Annotated in this window: 23 protein-coding genes; 22 read left to right on the top strand and 1 reads right to left on the bottom strand. The window is 66.4% G+C overall.

Annotated features, from left to right (window positions below; all coding sequences use genetic code 11):
* Window positions 1-41: 41 nt before the first annotated feature.
* The 12 genes from V6W80_RS18075 to V6W80_RS18020 all read left to right on the top strand — a co-directional run bounded on the left by V6W80_RS18075 (window position 42) and on the right by V6W80_RS18020 (window position 8094).
* Window positions 42-677: a MotA/TolQ/ExbB proton channel family protein gene (locus tag V6W80_RS18075; RefSeq protein ID WP_017639767.1), complete on the top strand. Its 636-nt coding sequence runs from the start codon at window positions 42-44 to the stop codon at window positions 675-677.
* Window positions 674-1114: an ExbD/TolR family protein gene (locus V6W80_RS18070; protein WP_017639766.1), complete on the top strand. Its 441-nt coding sequence runs from the start codon at window positions 674-676 to the stop codon at window positions 1112-1114. Before V6W80_RS18075 ends, V6W80_RS18070 begins: the two co-directional genes overlap by 4 nt.
* Window positions 1111-2118 (top strand): tetraacyldisaccharide 4'-kinase, encoded by a 1008-nt coding sequence (gene lpxK / locus V6W80_RS18065; protein WP_338545007.1) that lies wholly within the window; start codon window positions 1111-1113, stop codon window positions 2116-2118. Before V6W80_RS18070 ends, lpxK begins: the two co-directional genes overlap by 4 nt.
* Window positions 2119-2132: 14 nt before the next feature.
* The gene (locus V6W80_RS18060) at window positions 2133-2318 is read left to right on the top strand and encodes a Trm112 family protein (RefSeq protein WP_007162406.1); all 186 of its coding nucleotides are present in this window, start codon (window positions 2133-2135) and stop codon (window positions 2316-2318) included.
* On the top strand, window positions 2315-3079 hold the full coding sequence (kdsB, locus tag V6W80_RS18055) for a 3-deoxy-manno-octulosonate cytidylyltransferase (protein WP_338545006.1): 765 nt from the start codon (window positions 2315-2317) through the stop codon (window positions 3077-3079). Before V6W80_RS18060 ends, kdsB begins: the two co-directional genes overlap by 4 nt.
* Window positions 3080-3085: 6 nt before the next feature.
* Window positions 3086-3553 (top strand): low molecular weight protein-tyrosine-phosphatase, encoded by a 468-nt coding sequence (locus V6W80_RS18050; RefSeq protein WP_338547467.1) that lies wholly within the window; start codon window positions 3086-3088, stop codon window positions 3551-3553.
* Complete coding sequence (murB, locus tag V6W80_RS18045; protein ID WP_338545005.1) at window positions 3543-4565, top strand: UDP-N-acetylmuramate dehydrogenase; 1023 nt, start codon at window positions 3543-3545, stop codon at window positions 4563-4565. The genes V6W80_RS18050 and murB overlap by 11 nt, the downstream gene beginning before the upstream one ends.
* Complete coding sequence (gene petA / locus V6W80_RS18040; protein WP_184285854.1) at window positions 4562-5140, top strand: ubiquinol-cytochrome c reductase iron-sulfur subunit; 579 nt, start codon at window positions 4562-4564, stop codon at window positions 5138-5140. The genes murB and petA overlap by 4 nt, the downstream gene beginning before the upstream one ends.
* A complete protein-coding gene (locus tag V6W80_RS18035) occupies window positions 5137-6330 on the top strand; it encodes a cytochrome b (RefSeq protein WP_338545004.1) in 1194 nt (397 codons plus the stop codon). Before petA ends, V6W80_RS18035 begins: the two co-directional genes overlap by 4 nt.
* Window positions 6327-6992 carry a cytochrome c1 gene (locus V6W80_RS18030; RefSeq protein WP_338545003.1) on the top strand — a complete coding sequence of 222 codons (666 nt, stop codon included), beginning with the start codon at window positions 6327-6329 and terminating at the stop codon, window positions 6990-6992. Before V6W80_RS18035 ends, V6W80_RS18030 begins: the two co-directional genes overlap by 4 nt.
* Before the next feature lie 71 nt (window positions 6993-7063).
* Window positions 7064-7678: a glutathione S-transferase N-terminal domain-containing protein gene (locus tag V6W80_RS18025; RefSeq protein WP_184285859.1), complete on the top strand. Its 615-nt coding sequence runs from the start codon at window positions 7064-7066 to the stop codon at window positions 7676-7678.
* An 11-nt stretch (window positions 7679-7689) separates the two neighbouring features.
* Window positions 7690-8094: a ClpXP protease specificity-enhancing factor gene (locus tag V6W80_RS18020; protein WP_160923278.1), complete on the top strand. Its 405-nt coding sequence runs from the start codon at window positions 7690-7692 to the stop codon at window positions 8092-8094.
* A gap of 95 nt (window positions 8095-8189) precedes the next feature.
* On the opposite strand, the gene suhB is transcribed toward V6W80_RS18020, so the two are convergent.
* On the bottom strand, window positions 8190-9005 hold the full coding sequence (gene suhB, locus V6W80_RS18015; protein WP_007162415.1) for a type III secretion system regulator SuhB: 816 nt from the start codon (window positions 9003-9005) through the stop codon (window positions 8190-8192).
* 140 nt (window positions 9006-9145) lie between these two features.
* On the opposite strand from suhB, the gene trmJ reads away from it, so the two are divergent.
* The 10 genes from trmJ to ndk all read left to right on the top strand — a co-directional run bounded on the left by trmJ (window position 9146) and on the right by ndk (window position 16025).
* Window positions 9146-9934 carry a tRNA (cytosine(32)/uridine(32)-2'-O)-methyltransferase TrmJ gene (gene trmJ / locus V6W80_RS18010; RefSeq protein WP_017639756.1) on the top strand — a complete coding sequence of 263 codons (789 nt, stop codon included), beginning with the start codon at window positions 9146-9148 and terminating at the stop codon, window positions 9932-9934.
* A gap of 84 nt (window positions 9935-10018) precedes the next feature.
* Complete coding sequence (gene iscR / locus V6W80_RS18005) at window positions 10019-10516, top strand: Fe-S cluster assembly transcriptional regulator IscR (RefSeq protein ID WP_017639755.1); 498 nt, start codon at window positions 10019-10021, stop codon at window positions 10514-10516.
* A gap of 31 nt (window positions 10517-10547) precedes the next feature.
* Window positions 10548-11762, top strand: coding sequence for an IscS subfamily cysteine desulfurase (locus tag V6W80_RS18000; RefSeq protein ID WP_017639754.1), 1215 nt, complete (start codon window positions 10548-10550; stop codon window positions 11760-11762).
* Between the two features lie 27 nt (window positions 11763-11789).
* On the top strand, window positions 11790-12176 hold the full coding sequence (gene iscU, locus V6W80_RS17995; RefSeq protein ID WP_007162419.1) for a Fe-S cluster assembly scaffold IscU: 387 nt from the start codon (window positions 11790-11792) through the stop codon (window positions 12174-12176).
* Between the two features lie 9 nt (window positions 12177-12185).
* Entirely contained in the window at window positions 12186-12509 is a 324-nt protein-coding gene (gene iscA, locus V6W80_RS17990) for an iron-sulfur cluster assembly protein IscA (RefSeq protein ID WP_007162420.1), read from the top strand.
* A gap of 8 nt (window positions 12510-12517) precedes the next feature.
* A complete protein-coding gene (gene hscB / locus V6W80_RS17985; protein ID WP_017639753.1) occupies window positions 12518-13039 on the top strand; it encodes a co-chaperone HscB in 522 nt (173 codons plus the stop codon).
* Between the two features lie 45 nt (window positions 13040-13084).
* Window positions 13085-14944 (top strand): Fe-S protein assembly chaperone HscA, encoded by a 1860-nt coding sequence (gene hscA / locus V6W80_RS17980; RefSeq protein WP_064309414.1) that lies wholly within the window; start codon window positions 13085-13087, stop codon window positions 14942-14944.
* 7 nt (window positions 14945-14951) lie between these two features.
* A complete protein-coding gene (gene fdx, locus V6W80_RS17975; RefSeq protein ID WP_017639751.1) occupies window positions 14952-15290 on the top strand; it encodes an ISC system 2Fe-2S type ferredoxin in 339 nt (112 codons plus the stop codon).
* Window positions 15291-15301: 11 nt separating this feature from the next.
* Window positions 15302-15502, top strand: a complete 201-nt coding sequence (gene iscX / locus V6W80_RS17970; RefSeq protein WP_017639750.1) for a Fe-S cluster assembly protein IscX — start codon at window positions 15302-15304, stop codon at window positions 15500-15502.
* Between the two features lie 91 nt (window positions 15503-15593).
* Window positions 15594-16025, top strand: coding sequence for a nucleoside-diphosphate kinase (gene ndk, locus V6W80_RS17965; RefSeq protein WP_007162425.1), 432 nt, complete (start codon window positions 15594-15596; stop codon window positions 16023-16025).

The raw sequence follows: 16025 nt of genomic DNA, 5'->3' as shown, positions 1-16025 counted from the left end.
GTGCTAGAGTGGCCGCATTTTGCGGCAGGGGTAACGGTCTCGTGTTCGAAATGGTCAAAGCTGGCGGCTGGATGATGCTGCCGATCATCCTCAGTTCCATTCTGGCCACGGCCATCATCGCCGAGCGGCTGTGGACCCTGAGGCGCGGCCGGGTCGCCCCGCCCACGCTGCTCGCCCAGGTCTGGCGCTGGATCCAGGACAAACAGCTCAACAATGAACGCCTGCGCGAGTTGCGCGCCGGTTCGCCCCTGGGCGACATCCTCGCCGCAGGCCTGACCAATTCCCGTCATGGTCGCGACATCATGAAGGAAGCCATCGAGGAAGCCGGCAGCCGCGTGGTGCACGACCTCGAGCGCTATCTCAACACCCTCGGCAGCATCGCCGCCCTGGCGCCGCTGATGGGTCTGCTCGGCACGGTGTTCGGCATGATCGATATCTTCAGTGCCTTCATGAACGACGGCATGGCCAATGCGCCCATTCTCGCCGGCGGCATCTCCAAGGCCCTGGTCACCACCGCCGCCGGTCTGCTGGTGGCGATTCCCGCGGTGTTCTTTCATCGCTATCTGCTGCGTCGGGTGGACGAGCTGGTGGTGGGCATGGAGCAGGAAGCGGTCAAGCTGGTGGACATCCTCCACGGTGATCGCGAGGTGGACGTCCGCGAAGGAGCCCTGGCGTGAAATTCCGTCGTCGCGCCGGGGGCGCCGCTCGCGAAGAGGTCTATATCAACCTGGCCTCCTTCATCGACGTCATCTTCGTCCTGCTGCTGTTCTTCGTGGTGACCGCGACCTTCAGCCGGCCCAGCCAGCTGAAGATCGAGCTGCCCGAGGCCGACAGCGCCGCGGCAGCCGCCAACCAGGCCAAGACCCTGGAAATCAGCATCACCGCCGAAGGCCAGATGGCGCTCAACGGCCAGACCCTGGCACGCAACGACCTGACCGGCCTGACCACCGCGCTGCAGCGTGAATCCGGCGGCGACAACAGCCTGCCGCTGGTGATCACCGCCGATGGCCGCGCCACCCACCAGGCGGTGGTCATGGCCATGGATGCCGCCGGCAAGCTGGGCTTCAGCCAGCTGCGCATCACCACCCTCGAGGCTCAGGCGAAACGTCCGTGAGCCTGGGCGAGCGCCTGGTCCGCGCCTGGTACGCAGGCCATCCGGCCCTGGGCCTGCTGACGCCGCTCGAAGTCCTCTATCGCCAGGTCGCCCGGCGCAAGCGCCAGCGCTTCCTGGCGGGGCAGGGCAGCATCCATCGGGCGCCGGTCCCGGTCATCGTGGTGGGCAATCTCACCGTCGGCGGGACCGGCAAGACGCCCATGATCCTCTGGCTGATCGATCATCTGCGCGCGCGCGGCCTCAGGGTCGGCGTGGTCAGTCGCGGTTATGGCGCCACGCCGCCGAGCCTGCCCTGGCGCGTGCGGGCGACCGACACCGCTGCCGTCGCCGGCGACGAGCCGCTGCTGATCGTGCAGCGCACCGGGGTGGCGCTGGTCACGGATCCCGACCGCGGTCGTGCCGTCGAGCGCCTGCTCGCCGAAGAGTCGCTCGATGTCATCCTCAGCGACGACGGCCTGCAGCACTATCGCCTGGCGCGGGATCTGGAACTGGTGATGGTCGATGCGGCGCGGGGGTTCGGCAACGGCCGCTGCCTGCCGGCGGGGCCGCTGCGCGAACCCCTGGAGCGCCTGGCCGAGGTGGACGCCGTGATCCACAACGGCGCCGCCGTCGATCCTGCCGACGGCTACGGCCTGACCCTGCAGCCCAGTGCCCTGGTCAATCTGCGCAGCGGCGAGACCCGGCCGCTGGATTTCTTTCCGCCAGGGCAGCGCCTGCATGCCCTGGCCGGCATCGGCAACCCCGGGCGTTTCTTCGCCACCCTCGAAGGACTACACTGGCAGCCGTTGCCCCATGCCTTCGCCGATCACGCCACTTACAGCGCCGCAGACCTGGCCTTCACGCCCGAGCTGCCGCTGGTGATGACCGAGAAGGACGCGGTCAAGTGCCGGTCCTTCGCCGCCGCCGACTGGTGGTACCTGGCGGTGGACGCCCAGCCCTCGGCCGCCTTCGTCGCCTGGCTGGATGGGCGTCTCGACCGGCTCCTGCCCGAACACTTTCACTGACGGAACCTCTGCCCATGGATCTCAAGCTGCTGGATATCCTCGCCTGCCCCCTGACCAAGAGTCCGCTGATCCTGAGCGACGACAAGACCGAACTCATCAGCAAGGCCGCCGGCCTGGCCTTCCCGATTCGCGACGGCATCCCGGTGATGCTGGAAAGCGAGGCGCGCATCATCACCACGGACGAGCGTCTGGATAAATGAGCACCGCCTTCACCGTCGTCATTCCGGCGCGACTCGCCAGCACCCGGCTACCCAACAAGCCGCTGCTCGACATCGCCGGCAAGCCGATGATCCAGCACGTCTGGGAGCAGGCGCGGCGCAGTGGCGCCGAGCAGGTGGTGGTGGCGACCGACCACGACGACATCCTGCGCGCCTGCGAAGGCTTTGGCGCCCGGGTCCTGCTGACCCGCGCCGATCATGCCTCGGGCACCGATCGCCTGGCCGAGGTGGCCGAGCTGCTCGGCCTGGCCGACGACGCCCTGGTGGTCAACGTCCAGGGCGACGAGCCGCTGATTCCGCCGGCGGTGATCGACCAGGTGGCGGGCAATCTCGCCGCCCATCCCGAAGCCGGCGTGGCCACCCTCGCCGAGCCAATCGCGGACGTCGACAGCCTGTTCAATCCCAATGTGGTCAAGGTGAGCACCGACCTGAACGGCCTGGCGCTGACCTTCAGCCGGGCGCCGCTGCCCTGGGCACGCAATGCCTTCGCCAGTGATCGCGCACAGTTGCCCCAGGGTTTTCCCTACCGCCGGCATATCGGCATCTATGCCTATCGCGCCGGTTTTCTCGCCGACTTCGTCAGCTGGGGTCCCTGCGCCCTGGAAGAGACCGAAGCCCTGGAGCAGCTGCGTGCCCTCTGGCACGGCGTCCGCATCCATGTTGCCGATGCCCTGGAAGCGCCCCAGGCCGGGGTGGATACCCTGGAAGACCTCGAGCGCGTCAGACGCCTGCTGGGAGCCTAGATGACCCTGCGCATCCTGTTCGTCTGCATGGGCAACATCTGCCGCTCGCCCACCGCTGAAGGCATCCTCAGGGCCAAGCTGGACGCCGCCGGCCTGGCCGAGGCGGTGGAGCTGGACTCGGCTGGCACTGGCGACTGGCATGTCGGCAAAGCCCCGGATGCCCGCGCCATCCAGGCCGCGGCGGGTCGCGGCTATGACCTCGGCGCCCTGCGTGGGCGCCAGGTAACCGCGGGCGATTTCCAACGCTTCGACCTGATCCTGGCCATGGATCAGGACAACCTCGCCTGGCTGGAGCAGCTGCGGCCCGACCAGGGTGCAGTACCCGAGCTGTTCCTGGCTCGTCAGGGACTGGCGGTGGATGAAGTGCCGGATCCCTACTACGGCGGCGCGGCCGGCTTCGAGCGCGTCCTCGACCTGCTGGAAAGCGCCTGCGATGGCCTGGTCGCCGAGGTGGCTGCCCGTCATGGTCGCTGAGTTGCAACGGCAGGTCCCCTTGCAGGGGCTCAACACCTTCGGCCTGGTGGCGCAAGCCGACCGCTATCTGGAAGCCGCGAGCGATGCCGAGGTCCGCGCGGCCCTGGCCCTGGCGCAGCAACTCGGCGTGCCGCTACGGGTGCTGGGCGGTGGCAGCAACCTGGTCCTGCCCGAGCGGGTCGAGGGCCTGGTGCTGCGGCTGACGTCCCGCGGTATCCGCCTGCTGGCGGAGGAGGGCGATGCCCTGCTGGTGGAAGCCGAAGCCGGCGAACCCTGGCACCCCTTCGTCATGGCCACCTTGGCCAACGGCTGGTACGGCCTGGAAAATCTCAGCCTGATTCCCGGCACCGTCGGCGCCTCGCCGATCCAGAACATCGGCGCTTATGGCGTCGAATTGAAGGACAGATGCGCCGGGGTCACGGCGCTCGATCGCCACAGCGGCGAACTCCACGACCTCAGTCCGGCCGACTGCGCCTTCGCCTATCGCGAGAGTCGCTTCAAGACCGAGGCCGGGCGCTGGATCGTGCTGCGGGTACGTTTTCACCTCAGTCGCCAGCCGCAGCTGGTGCTGGACTACGGTCCCGTGCGTCAGGCCCTGGCCGAAGCGGGTGTCACCCAGCCCACGCCCGAAGCCGTCAGTGCGGCCATCTGCAGCATCCGCCAGAGCAAACTGCCCGACCCGGCGGTGCTGGGCAATGCCGGCAGTTTCTTCAAGAATCCGGTGGTGACCGCCGCCGTAGCCGCCGCGTTGCAGCAACGCTATCCGTCCCTGCCGACCTATCCCCAGGCCGATGGCACGGTCAAGCTGGCCGCCGGCTGGCTGATCGACCAGGCCGGCTGGCGCGGCCATCGCGACGGCGCCGTGGGGGTGCATGCCGCCCAGGCGCTGGTGCTGGTCAACTTCGGCGGCGCCCGTAGTCGCGATGTCCTGGCCCTCGCCGAGCGCATCCGCGCCTCGGTGCGCGAGCGCTTCGGGGTGACGCTGGAGATGGAGCCGGGAAGCCTGACGTGACCGATGACGCGCCCGATGCCCAGCGCCGCCGCTTGCTGATCGCCACCACCTCCGCCGTCGGCGGCCTGGGGCTGGTGGCGGGCAGCGTGCCCTTCGTCTGCGCCCTGCGGCCCAGTCGGTCGGCAGAGGTGGCGGCGGCGCCGGTCGAGGTGGACCTCAAGGCCTTGCGCGAAGGCGAACAACTCACCGTGCAGTGGCGCGGCCAGCCGGTCTGCGTCCTGCATCGCAGCGCCGCGGATCAGGCCCGACTCCTGGCCGACGAGGCGGGGCTGGCCGACCCGGACTCCCGGGAATCCAGCCAGCCACCCTATGTCGATCCGCGTCTGAGATCGCGGCGGCCGGACATCTTCGTCGTCACCGCCATCTGCACCCACCTGGGCTGCATCCCCTCCCTGGCACCCGGCGCGGCGGACCGGGACGGCGGCTATCTCTGTCCCTGCCATGGCTCCCATTTCGACCTGGCCGGGCGCGTCTTTCGCGACCAGCCGGCACCGCTGAATCTGGCCGTGCCCCCCTATCATTTCCGCGGCGACACCCTGCTGGTGATCGGCAGCGACGAGGAGGGGGCGACATGAAGAGCGACGAGCCCGGCTGGCTGGAGCGACGGCTGCCCCTGGGCGCCCTCTGGCGACGGCACCTCAGCGACTACCGGGTGCCGCGCAACCTCAACGTCTTCTATCTGTTCGGTTCGCTGCTGGTCTTCATCCTGGCGCTGCAGGTGCTGACGGGGCTCTGGCTGTTGTTCGGCTACGAACCGACGGTGAAGGGCGCCTTCGCCTCGGTCCAGCTGTTCATGCGCGAGGTGCCCTTTGGCTGGTTGATCCGCTATCTGCACGCGGTGGGCGCCTCGGCGCTGTTCGTCTGTCTCTATCTGCACATGCTGCGCGGCCTGCTCTATGGCTCCTATCGCGCGCCGCGGGAGCTGGTCTGGAGCTTTGGCGTGCTGCTCTATGTGCTGCTGCTGGCCCAGGCCTTCTTCGGCTATCTGCTGCCCTGGGGCCAACTGTCCTACTGGGGCGCCCAGGTGTCCCTGAGCGCGGTCGAGGCGCTGCCCCTGGTAGGCCCGACTCTGGCCGACCTGCTGCGGGGCGGGGTGGTGCTGTCCGATGCCACCCTGCGGCGCTTCCAGGCCCTGCATGTGGTCGGGCTGCCGCTGCTGATCCTCGCGCTGGTGACGCTGCACGTCGTCGCCCTGCGCCAGACCGGCTCGAACAATCCCGAAGGTGATGAGCGCGATGTCAGCGGTGCGGCGGGGGTACCTTTCCACCCCTACCTGACCCTCAAGGACCTCTGCGGACTGGCGGTTTTCCTGCTGGTGTTCCTGGGCGTGGTACTGCTGGCGCCGGACCTGGGTGGGCTGGTGCTGGAGCCGGCCAACCAGCAGCCGGCCGATCCCTTGGTGACCCCCGCGCACATCGCGCCGCCCTGGTACCTGGCGCCCTTCTATGCGCTGTTGCGGGCGGTGCCGAGCAAGGCCGGCGGTCTCGGCCTGGCGGCCCTGGCCATCGCCCTGCTGTTCGTGCTGCCCTGGCTGGATCGCAGCACGGTCCGCTCGGTGCGCCACAAGGCCTGGCCGGCGCGGCTGGGGCTGTATCTGGGCTGTCTGGCCTTTGCCGCTCTGGGCGTGCTGGGCGTGGTCGCGCTTACCGAACAGCGCCTGCTGCTGGCGCGCCTGGCGGCTGGCGTCTATTTCGCCAGTCTGCTGGGCATGCCCTGGTACAGCAGGCTGGGGCGTCCGCGAACGCTGCCGGAGCTCGGCTCATGATGCGTTGCCTGTTCCTGGGTCTGCTGTTGCTGTGCAGCGGTCTGGCCATCGGTGCCGAAGGCGATCCCCAGGCCGGTGCCCTCACCTTCGGTCGCTATTGCCTGGCCTGCCACGGCCAGGAGTACCAGCGCTTCGATCGCGTCGCCGCCGATCTTCACCTGGACCTCGCCAGCTGGGCGCCCGGGCGCACCGCTAGTGCGTCCATGCTCGGCCTGCTCAAACCCGAGGATGCCCGCCGCGCCTTCGGCAGCGTACCGCCGGACCTCACCCTGATCGCCGCGGTGCGCGGCGAAGCCTGGTTGCGCGCCTTCCTGCAGGAATTCTATGTGGCGCCCGGACGTCCGCTCGGGGTCGACAATCTCGCAGCGCCCGGCACCCGCATGCCCGACGTCCTGGCCGCCCTGCGCGGTCGCCAGCTGCGCGACTGCCACGAAGGGCGCTGCGTGCTGCGCCTGGAGGCGGGCAGTGGCGCCCAGACCCCCGAGCAGTTCGCCCATACCGTCGACGATCTGGTCGCCTACCTGCGCTATTCCGCCGCACCCGAACGTAGCCTCGCCTGGCGGCTCGCACCCTGGGTGCTGGGCTATCTGGTGCTGTTCGCCATCCTGGCCTTCTGGCTCAAGCGCGAATTCTGGCGGCGATTGCCCGACAGTGAGCGATGAGACTAGGTAGCAGGCGGCAAGGTGCGAGATAATCCCCCTTTGCAGCTTCGCCCCTGACGGGGGAGGGACCCATGGGCGCCATAACCCGCCTGACCTGTTTCCATGATCCCGAGGATCACTACAGCCATCGGATCCGTCTGATCCTGGCGGAAAAGAACGTCGAGTGCGAGCTGATCGCCGTGCGCCGTGGCGAGTGCCCGCGGCAGCTGGCCGAGCACAATCCCTATGGCACCGTGCCGACGTTGATGGATCGCGACCTGGTGCTCTATGGCACCGAGGTACTCATGGAGTACCTCGAGGAACGCTATCCGCATCCGCCGCTGCTGCCGGCCTATCCGGTCACCCGGGGTCAGTCGCGACTGCTGATGCACCGTATCGGCCGTGACTGGTGCACCCTGGTGGACAGCATCCTGCAGGCCGCGCCGGGCGCCGACCTCGGCGCCGCGCGCAAGGAGCTGCGGGAAAGCCTGACCGGCGTGGCGCCCATCTTCGCGGAAAAAGCCTTTTTCCTGAGCGACGACTTTTCCCTGGTGGACTGTTGCCTGCTCCCCATCCTGTGGCGATTGCCGCGCCTGGGCGTCGAATTGCCCCGGGCCGCCAAGCCGCTGCAGGACTACATGGATCGCATGTTCGCACGCGACAGTTTCCGATCCAGTCTTTCGGTCACCGAGCGTGAGATGCGCTAGAGGAGAACCCCATGAATTCCAGTCGCCCCTACCTGGTCCGCGCGCTCTACGAGTGGATCGTGGACAACGACTGCACGCCCCATCTGCTGGTCAACGCCGACTACGCCGAGGTGCGCGTGCCGCCGGGCTATGCCAACGACGGCCAGATCGTGCTGAACGCCTCGCCCAGTGCCGTGCGTGACCTGCACATGGACAACGAAGCGGTGAGCTTCAACGGCCGTTTCGGTGGCGTCGCCTACAACCTCTATGTCCCGATCGGTGCCATCCTAGCCATCTACGCCCGGGAGAACGGCCAGGGCATGGTCTTCGACAGCGAACCCAGCCCGCCGGATGACCAGGGGCCCGACAACGGCGGCAGCAAGCCCGAGGCGCCCAAGCCGGCACCGACGCGGCCGAGTCTGAAAGTCGTCAAGTAAGCCTGGCCGACACCTGCTGCAGGGCCTTCTGCAGCAGGCATGAAAAAGCCCCTGTCGGCACTGCCGACAGGGGCTTTTTCGTTAGCCTTGCAAACTCAGCGCTTGAGCGAGGCCGGCAGGTGCGGCTGGATCTGGGTCAGCAGACCGCGGAAGCACTTGGGATTGCCGGCGACGATGTGGCCCTTCTCGAGGAAGTCGTGGCCGCCATTGAAGTCGCCGATCAGACCACCGGCTTCCTGCACCAGCAGGGCGCCTGCCGCCATGTCCCACTCCGACAGGCCCATTTCCCAGAAGGCGTCGAAGCGACCGGCGGCGACATAGGCCAGGTCCAGGGCGGCGGAGCCGGCGCGGCGGATGCCGGCGGTCTGGCCGATCAGGCTGCGGAACATGCCCAGGTAGTTGTCCAGGTGGTCGACGTCATTGGCACGGAAGGGGAAGCCGGTACCCAGCAGAGCGCCTTCCAGGCTGCGACGGTTGGTGACGCGGATGCGCCGGCCGTTCAGGGCGGCACCGCGGCCACGGCTGGCGGTGAATTCTTCCTGACGCACCGGATCCAGGACCACGGCATGTTCCAGGCGACCCTTGTACTTGCAGGCGATGCTCACCGAGAAGTGCGGGACGCCACGAATGAAGTTGGTGGTGCCGTCCAGCGGGTCGACGATCCAGACATAATCGGCGCCTTCGCCTTCGCCCGCCAGGTAGCCGGATTCCTCACCGTAGAAACCATGGGTGGGATAGGCCTTGCGCAGGGTGGCGAGGATGGTCTGCTCGGCGGCACGGTCGACTTCGGAGACGAAGTCGTTGGCGCCTTTTTCGTCGACGGCGATCACGTCCAGGCGCTCAATCGAACGGAAAATCAGTTCACCGGCGCTGCGGGCCGCGCGCAGTGCGATGTTCAGCATGGGCTGCATGGATAAATCACCTGGGTTGTATAAGGAAAGCCGGCAATGATAGCAGACTTCGCGGCGCTGGAAGGGGTATTCGTGGCCAGCGGGCGCGTGTGGGCGTAGTATACGGCGCCGATTTCCCGCGTCCGTTCGAGGATAGCCACGTGCTGCACAACATCCGCGTCGTTCTGGTCAATACCAGCCATCCCGGCAATATCGGCGGTGCCGCCCGGGCAATGAAGAACATGGGCCTGTCGCGCCTCTATCTGGTCGATCCCGAGGACTTTCCCAGCGGCGAGGCCAATGCCCGCGCGTCCGGGGCCAATGACGTGCTCGACGCCGCCATCGTGGTCGACACCCTGGAAGAGGCCCTGACCGGCTGCAGCCTGGTGCTGGGCACCAGCGCCCGCGACCGCCGCATCCCCTGGCCGCTGCTGGATCCGCGCGAATGCGCCACCACCTCCCTGGCCCAGGTGGAGCAGGGCGGCGAGGTGGCCCTGGTCTTCGGTCGCGAATACGCCGGCCTGACCAACGAAGAGTTGCAGCGCTGCCACTACCATGTGCACATCCCCTCGGATCCGGCCTTCGGCTCGCTCAATCTCGCCGCGGCGGTCCAGGTGCTGGTGTACGAGGTGCGCATGGCCTGGCTCGCGGCGCAGAACCAGCCGACCAAGATGAACAAGGTCGAAGCCACCGCCATGCTCAACACCCAGCCGGTGACGGTGGAGGAGCTGGAGCTCTACTACGAGCACCTGGAGCAGACCCTGGTGGAGATTGGCTTCCTCGATCCGGCCAAGCCGCGCCACCTGATGAGTCGGCTGCGGCGGCTCTACGGTCGTGCCGGCATCAGCAAGCTGGAAATGAACATCCTGCGCGGCATCCTCACCGAAACCCAGAAGGCCGCCCGCGGCGAATCCCACCCGCGGACTATCCCCCCGATAGATAATGCCTGAGTGATTTGGTCGGTTTTAAAGTTGACCTTTTTTGTCGGGAATCCGATAATCAGGGTCATCCGATGCAACCCGCTCGAGTTCATCATGAGACTGACCACCAAAGGCCGCTATGCCGTAACCGCCATGCTCGACCTGGCGCTGCACGCCCAGCGGGGGCCGGTGTCGCTGGCCGACATTTCCGAGCGGCAGGGCATTTCGCTGTCCTATCTGGAGCAGCTGTTTGCCCGGCTGCGCCGCGGCGCGCTGGTCAACAGCGTACGCGGTCCCGGCGGCGGTTATCAGCTGGCGCGCGACATGGGCGGTATCCATGTGGCCCAGGTGATCGATGCCGTCAACGAATCCGTGGATGCCACCCGTTGCCAGGGCGGTGGGGGCTGTCACCAGGGCGATACCTGCCTGACCCACCACCTCTGGTGCGATCTGAGCGATCAGATCCACACCTTTTTGAGTGGCATCACCCTGGCCGACTTGGTCGCCCGCAACGAGATCCAGCAGGTGGCCAAGCGTCAGGACACCAAGGCCTGTGCCAGTAAGCAATCGCCCTTAGCGGTCGAAAAAATCGAAGCGTCCACCATCGACTGAGCAGAGACGCCCGTCTGATTAGGAGTAACCGATGAAATTGCCGATCTACCTAGACTATTCCGCCACCACGCCCGTCGATCCGCGCGTCGCTCAGAAGATGAGCGAGTGCCTGCTGGTGGACGGCAACTTTGGCAACCCCGCATCGCGCTCCCACCTGTTCGGCTGGAAGGCCGAGGAAGCTGTGGAAAACGCCCGTCGTCAGGTGGCCGAACTGGTCAACGCCGACCCGCGCGAGATCGTCTGGACCTCCGGTGCCACCGAGTCCGACAACCTGGCCATCAAGGGCGCCGCGCACTTCTACCAGAACAAGGGCAAGCACCTGATCACCTCCAAGATCGAGCACAAGGCGGTGTTGGATACCACCCGCCAGCTCGAGCGCGAAGGCTTCGAGGTCACCTATCTCGAGCCGGGCGAAGACGGCCTGATCACCCCCGACATGGTCGAGGCGGCCCTGCGTGACGACACCACCCTGGTGTCCATCATGCACGTCAACAACGAGATCGGTACCGTCAACGACATCGCCGCCATCGGCGAGCTGACCCGCTCCCGTGGCGTGCTCTTCCACGTCGACGCCGCCCAGTCCACCGGCAAGGTCGAGATCGATCTGGAAAAGCTCAAGGTCGACATGATGTCCTTCTCGGCGCACAAGACCTATGGTCCCAAGGGCATTGGCGCCCTCTACGTCCGCCGCAAGCCGCGCGTGCGTATCGAAGCCCAGACCCACGGCGGTGGCCATGAGCGTGGCATGCGTTCGGGTACCCTGGCGACCCACCAGATCGTCGGCATGGGCGAGGCCTTCCGCATCGCCAAGGAAGAGATGGTCCAGGAAAATGCCCGCATCAAGGCCCTGAGCGATCGCTTCTACCGTCAGTTCGAAGGCCTGGAAGAGGTCTACCTGAACGGCAGCCTGATCCATCGTGTGCCGCACAACCTGAACCTGAGCTTCAACTACGTCGAAGGCGAGTCGCTGATCATGGCGCTCAAGGACCTGGCGGTCTCGTCCGGTTCGGCCTGTACCTCGGCGTCCCTGGAGCCGTCCTACGTCCTGCGTGCCCTGGGCCGCAACGACGAGCTGGCACACAGCTCCATCCGCTTCACCTTCGGCCGCTTCACCACCGAAGAAGACGTTGACTACGCCGCGAGCAAGGTCACCGAAGCCGTCAACAAGTTGCGCGAATTGTCTCCGCTGTGGGACATGTTCAAAGAAGGCGTAGACCTGAGTCAGGTCGAGTGGCAAGCCCACTGACCCACCCTGATAAGCGAGGATTGAACCATGGCATACAGTGAAAAGGTCATCGACCACTACGAAAACCCGCGCAACGTCGGCAAGTTCGATGCGGCCGATCCCGATGTCGGCACCGGCATGGTCGGCGCTCCGGCCTGTGGCGACGTGATGCGTCTGCAGATCAAGGTCAACGAGCAGGGCATCATCGAAGATGCCAAGTTCAAGACCTACGGCTGTGGCTCCGCCATCGCCTCCAGCTCCCTGGCCACCGAGTGGATGAAGGGCAAGAGCATCGAGGAAGCGGCGTCGATCAAGAACAGCATGATCGCCGAAGAACTGGCCCTGCCGCCGGTGAAGATCCACTGCTCGGTACTCGCCGAAGACGCCATCAAGGCGGCGGTCAGCGACTACAAACAGAAGAAAGGCCTGCTCTAAGGAGGAACCATGGCGATCAGCATGACCGAGTCCGCCGCCCGCCACGTGCAGCGTTCCCTCGATGGACGCGGCAAGGGGGAGGGCATCCGCCTGGGCGTTCGTACCACGGGTTGCTCGGGGCTGGCCTACGTACTCGAGTTCGTCGATGAATTCGCGGCCGAGGACCAGGTGTTCGAAAGCCATGGCGTCAAGGTCATCATCGACCCCAAGAGCCTGGTCTACCTGGACGGCACCGAGCTGGATTTCGTGCGTGAAGGCCTCAACGAGGGCTTCAAGTTCAACAATCCCAACGTGCGTGGCGAGTGTGGCTGCGGCGAAAGCTTCAACATCTGAGGCCCGCCATGGGTAAGCCCTGTCACTTCGCGCTGTTCGAGATCAAGCCCGCCTTCGAGATCGACCAGGCGGGTCTGGCCGCACGCTATCGCGACCTGGCCCGCACGGTCCATCCGGATCGGTTCGCCGATGCGCCGGAACGCGAGCGGCGCCAGGCGCTGGAGCGGTCGGCCGAGCTCAACGAGGCCTATCACGTGCTGCGCGCGCCGTCGCGCCGCGCGCGTTATCTGCTGGAGCTCGAAGGCCACGAGATGCCGCTCGAGGCGACCATCCAGGACACCGATTTCCTCATGCAGCAATTGCAGTGGCGCGAGGAGTTGGAAGACCTGCAGGACGCCGGCGACAGCGCGGGCATTCCCGCCTTCCGCCAGCGCCTCAAGGAGGCGCAGCGCGACATCGAGCAGGCCTTCGCCGCGATCTGGCAGGATCCCGCCCAGCGCGAGTCTGCCGAACGCCTGGTCCGTCGCATGCAGTTTCTCGACAAGCTGGCCAGCGAGATCCGCCAGCTCGAAGAGCGTCTGGACGATTAATCACAGGTGTCGCTCAGGCACCGACAACCATAAGCCGACTAGCCAATGGCTCTATTGCAGATAGCCGAACCCGGAATGGCGCCCAAGCCGCACCAGCGCAAGCTGGCGGTGGGCATCGATTTGGGCACCACCAATTCCCTCGTGGCTGCCGTCCGCAGTGGCGTGGCCGAGACCCTGCCCGATCTGCAGGGCGAGGTGATCCTGCCCTCCGCCGTGCGCTATGCCGCCGATGGGGTGGACGTGGGGGCAGGCGCCAAGGCCGCTGCCGCCCAGGATCCCTTCAATACCATTCTCTCCGTCAAGCGCCTCATGGGGCGTGGCATTGCCGACGTCAAGCAGCTGGGCGAGCAGTTGCCCTATCGCTTCGTCGCCGGTGAATCGGAAATGCCCTTCATCGATACCGCTGCCGGGCGCAAGAGTCCGGTGGAGGTCTCCGCCGACATCCTGCGGGTGCTGCGCGAGCGGGCCGAAGCCACCCTGGGTGGCGAACTGGTCGGCGCGGTCATCACCGTGCCGGCCTACTTCGACGATGCCCAGCGCCAGGCCACCAAGGACGCTGCCCGCTTCGCCGGACTGAACGTCCTGCGCCTGCTCAACGAGCCTACCGCGGCCGCCGTGGCCTATGGCCTGGACCGGGGCGAGGAGGGTGTGGTCGCCATCTACGACCTGGGGGGCGGCACCTTCGACATCTCCATCCTGCGCCTGACCCGCGGTGTCTTCGAAGTCATGGCCACCGGTGGCGACAGCGCCCTGGGTGGTGATGACTTCGATCATGCCATCGCCGGCTGGATCGTCCAGCAGGCCGGGTTGTCCAGCGATCTGGATCCGGGCACTCAGCGGCGCCTGCTGCAGAGCGCCTGCGCTGCCAAGGAAGCCCTGTCGGCTGCCGAGCGCGTAGAGGTCAGCCATGGCGACTGGTCGGGCGTGCTGGAGCGCAGCACCTTCCAAGAGCTCATCGCCCCGCTGGTGGCGCGCAGCCTCAAGGCCTGCCGCCGCGCCCTGCGTGATGCGGAAGTGGAGCCGGCAGAAATCGCTGCCGTGGTCATGGTCGGTGGCTCCACCCGCGTGCCCTATGTGCGCGAAGCCGTGGGCGAACTGTTCGAGTGCACCCCGCTCACCGACATCGATCCGGATCGCGTGGTCGCCATCGGCGCGGCCCTGCAGGCCGATTCCCTGGCCGGCAATCGTGCCGGCGAAGAACTGCTGCTGCTGGACGTCATCCCGCTGTCCCTGGGACTCGAGACCATGGGCGGCCTGATGGAGAAGATCATTCCGCGCAACACCACCATTCCGGTGGCGCGGGGGCAGGACTTCACCACCTATCGCGACGGCCAGACCGCCATGCTGGTGCATGTGCTACAAGGCGAGCGCGAACTGGTCAAGGACGCCCGCTCCCTGGCCCGTTTCGAATTGCGCGGCTTCCCGCCCATGGTCGCCGGTGCCGCCAAGATCCGCGTCACCTTCCAGGTCGATGCCGACGGCCTGCTCGGCGTCAGCGCCCGCGAGCTGTCCAGCGGCGTGGAAGCCAGCGTCCAGGTCAAGCCGTCCTACGGTCTGACCGACGGCGAGATCGCCAACATGCTGCAGGACTCCTTCCGTCATGCCGGTGACGACATGCAGGCCCGCGCGCTGCGCGAGCAGCAGGTCGAAGCGCGGCGGCTGATTGAGGCGGTCACCGCCGCGCTGGCCGCCGACGGCGAGCGCCTGCTGGACGCCGAGGAGCGTCAGGTGATCGAGCTGGAAATCGGCCAGTTGGCCGAGCTGCTGGACGCCACCGACCTCCAGGCGCTCGAAGACCAGACCAAGCGTCTTTCTCACGTAACCGATGCCTTCGCCGCCCGGCGGATGAACGCCTCGGTCAAGGCGGCCCTGGCGGGTCGTCGTCTCAACGATATCGAGGAGTAGTTCCATCATGCCGCAGATCACCCTGCTGCCCCACGCCGAGCACTGCCCCGAGGGCGCAGTCTTCGAAGCCAGCGAAGGCGAAACCATCATCGCCGCGGCCATGCGCAACGGCATCGACATCGAGCACGCCTGCGAGATGTCCTGTGCCTGCACCACCTGTCACGTAGTCGTCCAGGAAGGCTTCGATTCCCTCGAGCCTTCCGATGAGCTCGAAGACGACATGCTGGACAAGGCCTGGGGCCTGGAAATGCGTTCGCGCCTGTCCTGCCAGGCGGTAGTTGGCAGCGAAGACCTGGTGGTGGAGATTCCGCGCTACACCATCAACCAGGTTTCCGAAGGTCACTGAGGACAGCTGTCATGGCACTGAAATGGACCGATGTGCTGGATATCGCCATCGAACTCAACGACGCCCATCCCGACGTGGATCCGCGCTACGTGAACTTCGTCAAGCTGCGTAACTGGGTCGTGGACCTGCCGGAGTTCGACGACGATCCGCAGCGCGGTGGCGAGAAGGTACTGGAGGCCATCCAAGCCGCCTGGATCGACGAGTCCGCCTGACGCATCGCCCGTACCGCGCTACGCTTTTCACCGGGACCCGCGTATAATCCGCGGGTTTCGTTTTTGCTCTATTCTCACATTCGGAGTTCACATGTCTGTTCAACGTACCCTGTCGATCATCAAGCCCGATGCCGTATCCAAGAATGTCGTCGGTGAGATCGTCACCCGCTTCGAGAAGGCTGGCCTGCGCGTCGTCGCTGCCAAGATGGTCCAGCTGTCCGAGCGCGAAGCCGGTGGCTTCTACGCCGAACACAAAGAGCGTCCCTTCTTCAAGGATCTGGTCTCCTTCATGACCTCCGGTCCGGTCGTGGTCCAGGTGCTGGAAGGCGACAACGCCATCGCCAAGAACCGTGAGCTGATGGGCGCCACCGATCCCAAGAAAGCCGACGCCGGTACCATCCGTGCCGACTTCGCTGTCTCCATCGACGAAAACGCCGTCCATGGTTCGGATTCCGAAGCGTCCGCCGCGCGCGAGATCTCCTACTTCTTCGCAGCCACCGAAGTCTGCGAGCGCATCCGCTAA

The sequence above is a fragment of the Pseudomonas benzopyrenica genome (assembly GCF_036884265.1).
GTDB classification, from domain to species: Bacteria; Pseudomonadota; Gammaproteobacteria; order Pseudomonadales; family Pseudomonadaceae; genus Chryseomonas; species Chryseomonas benzopyrenica.
Note: the sequence above shows the minus strand (reverse complement) of the source record. Positions and strands in the feature narration are given on the sequence as shown.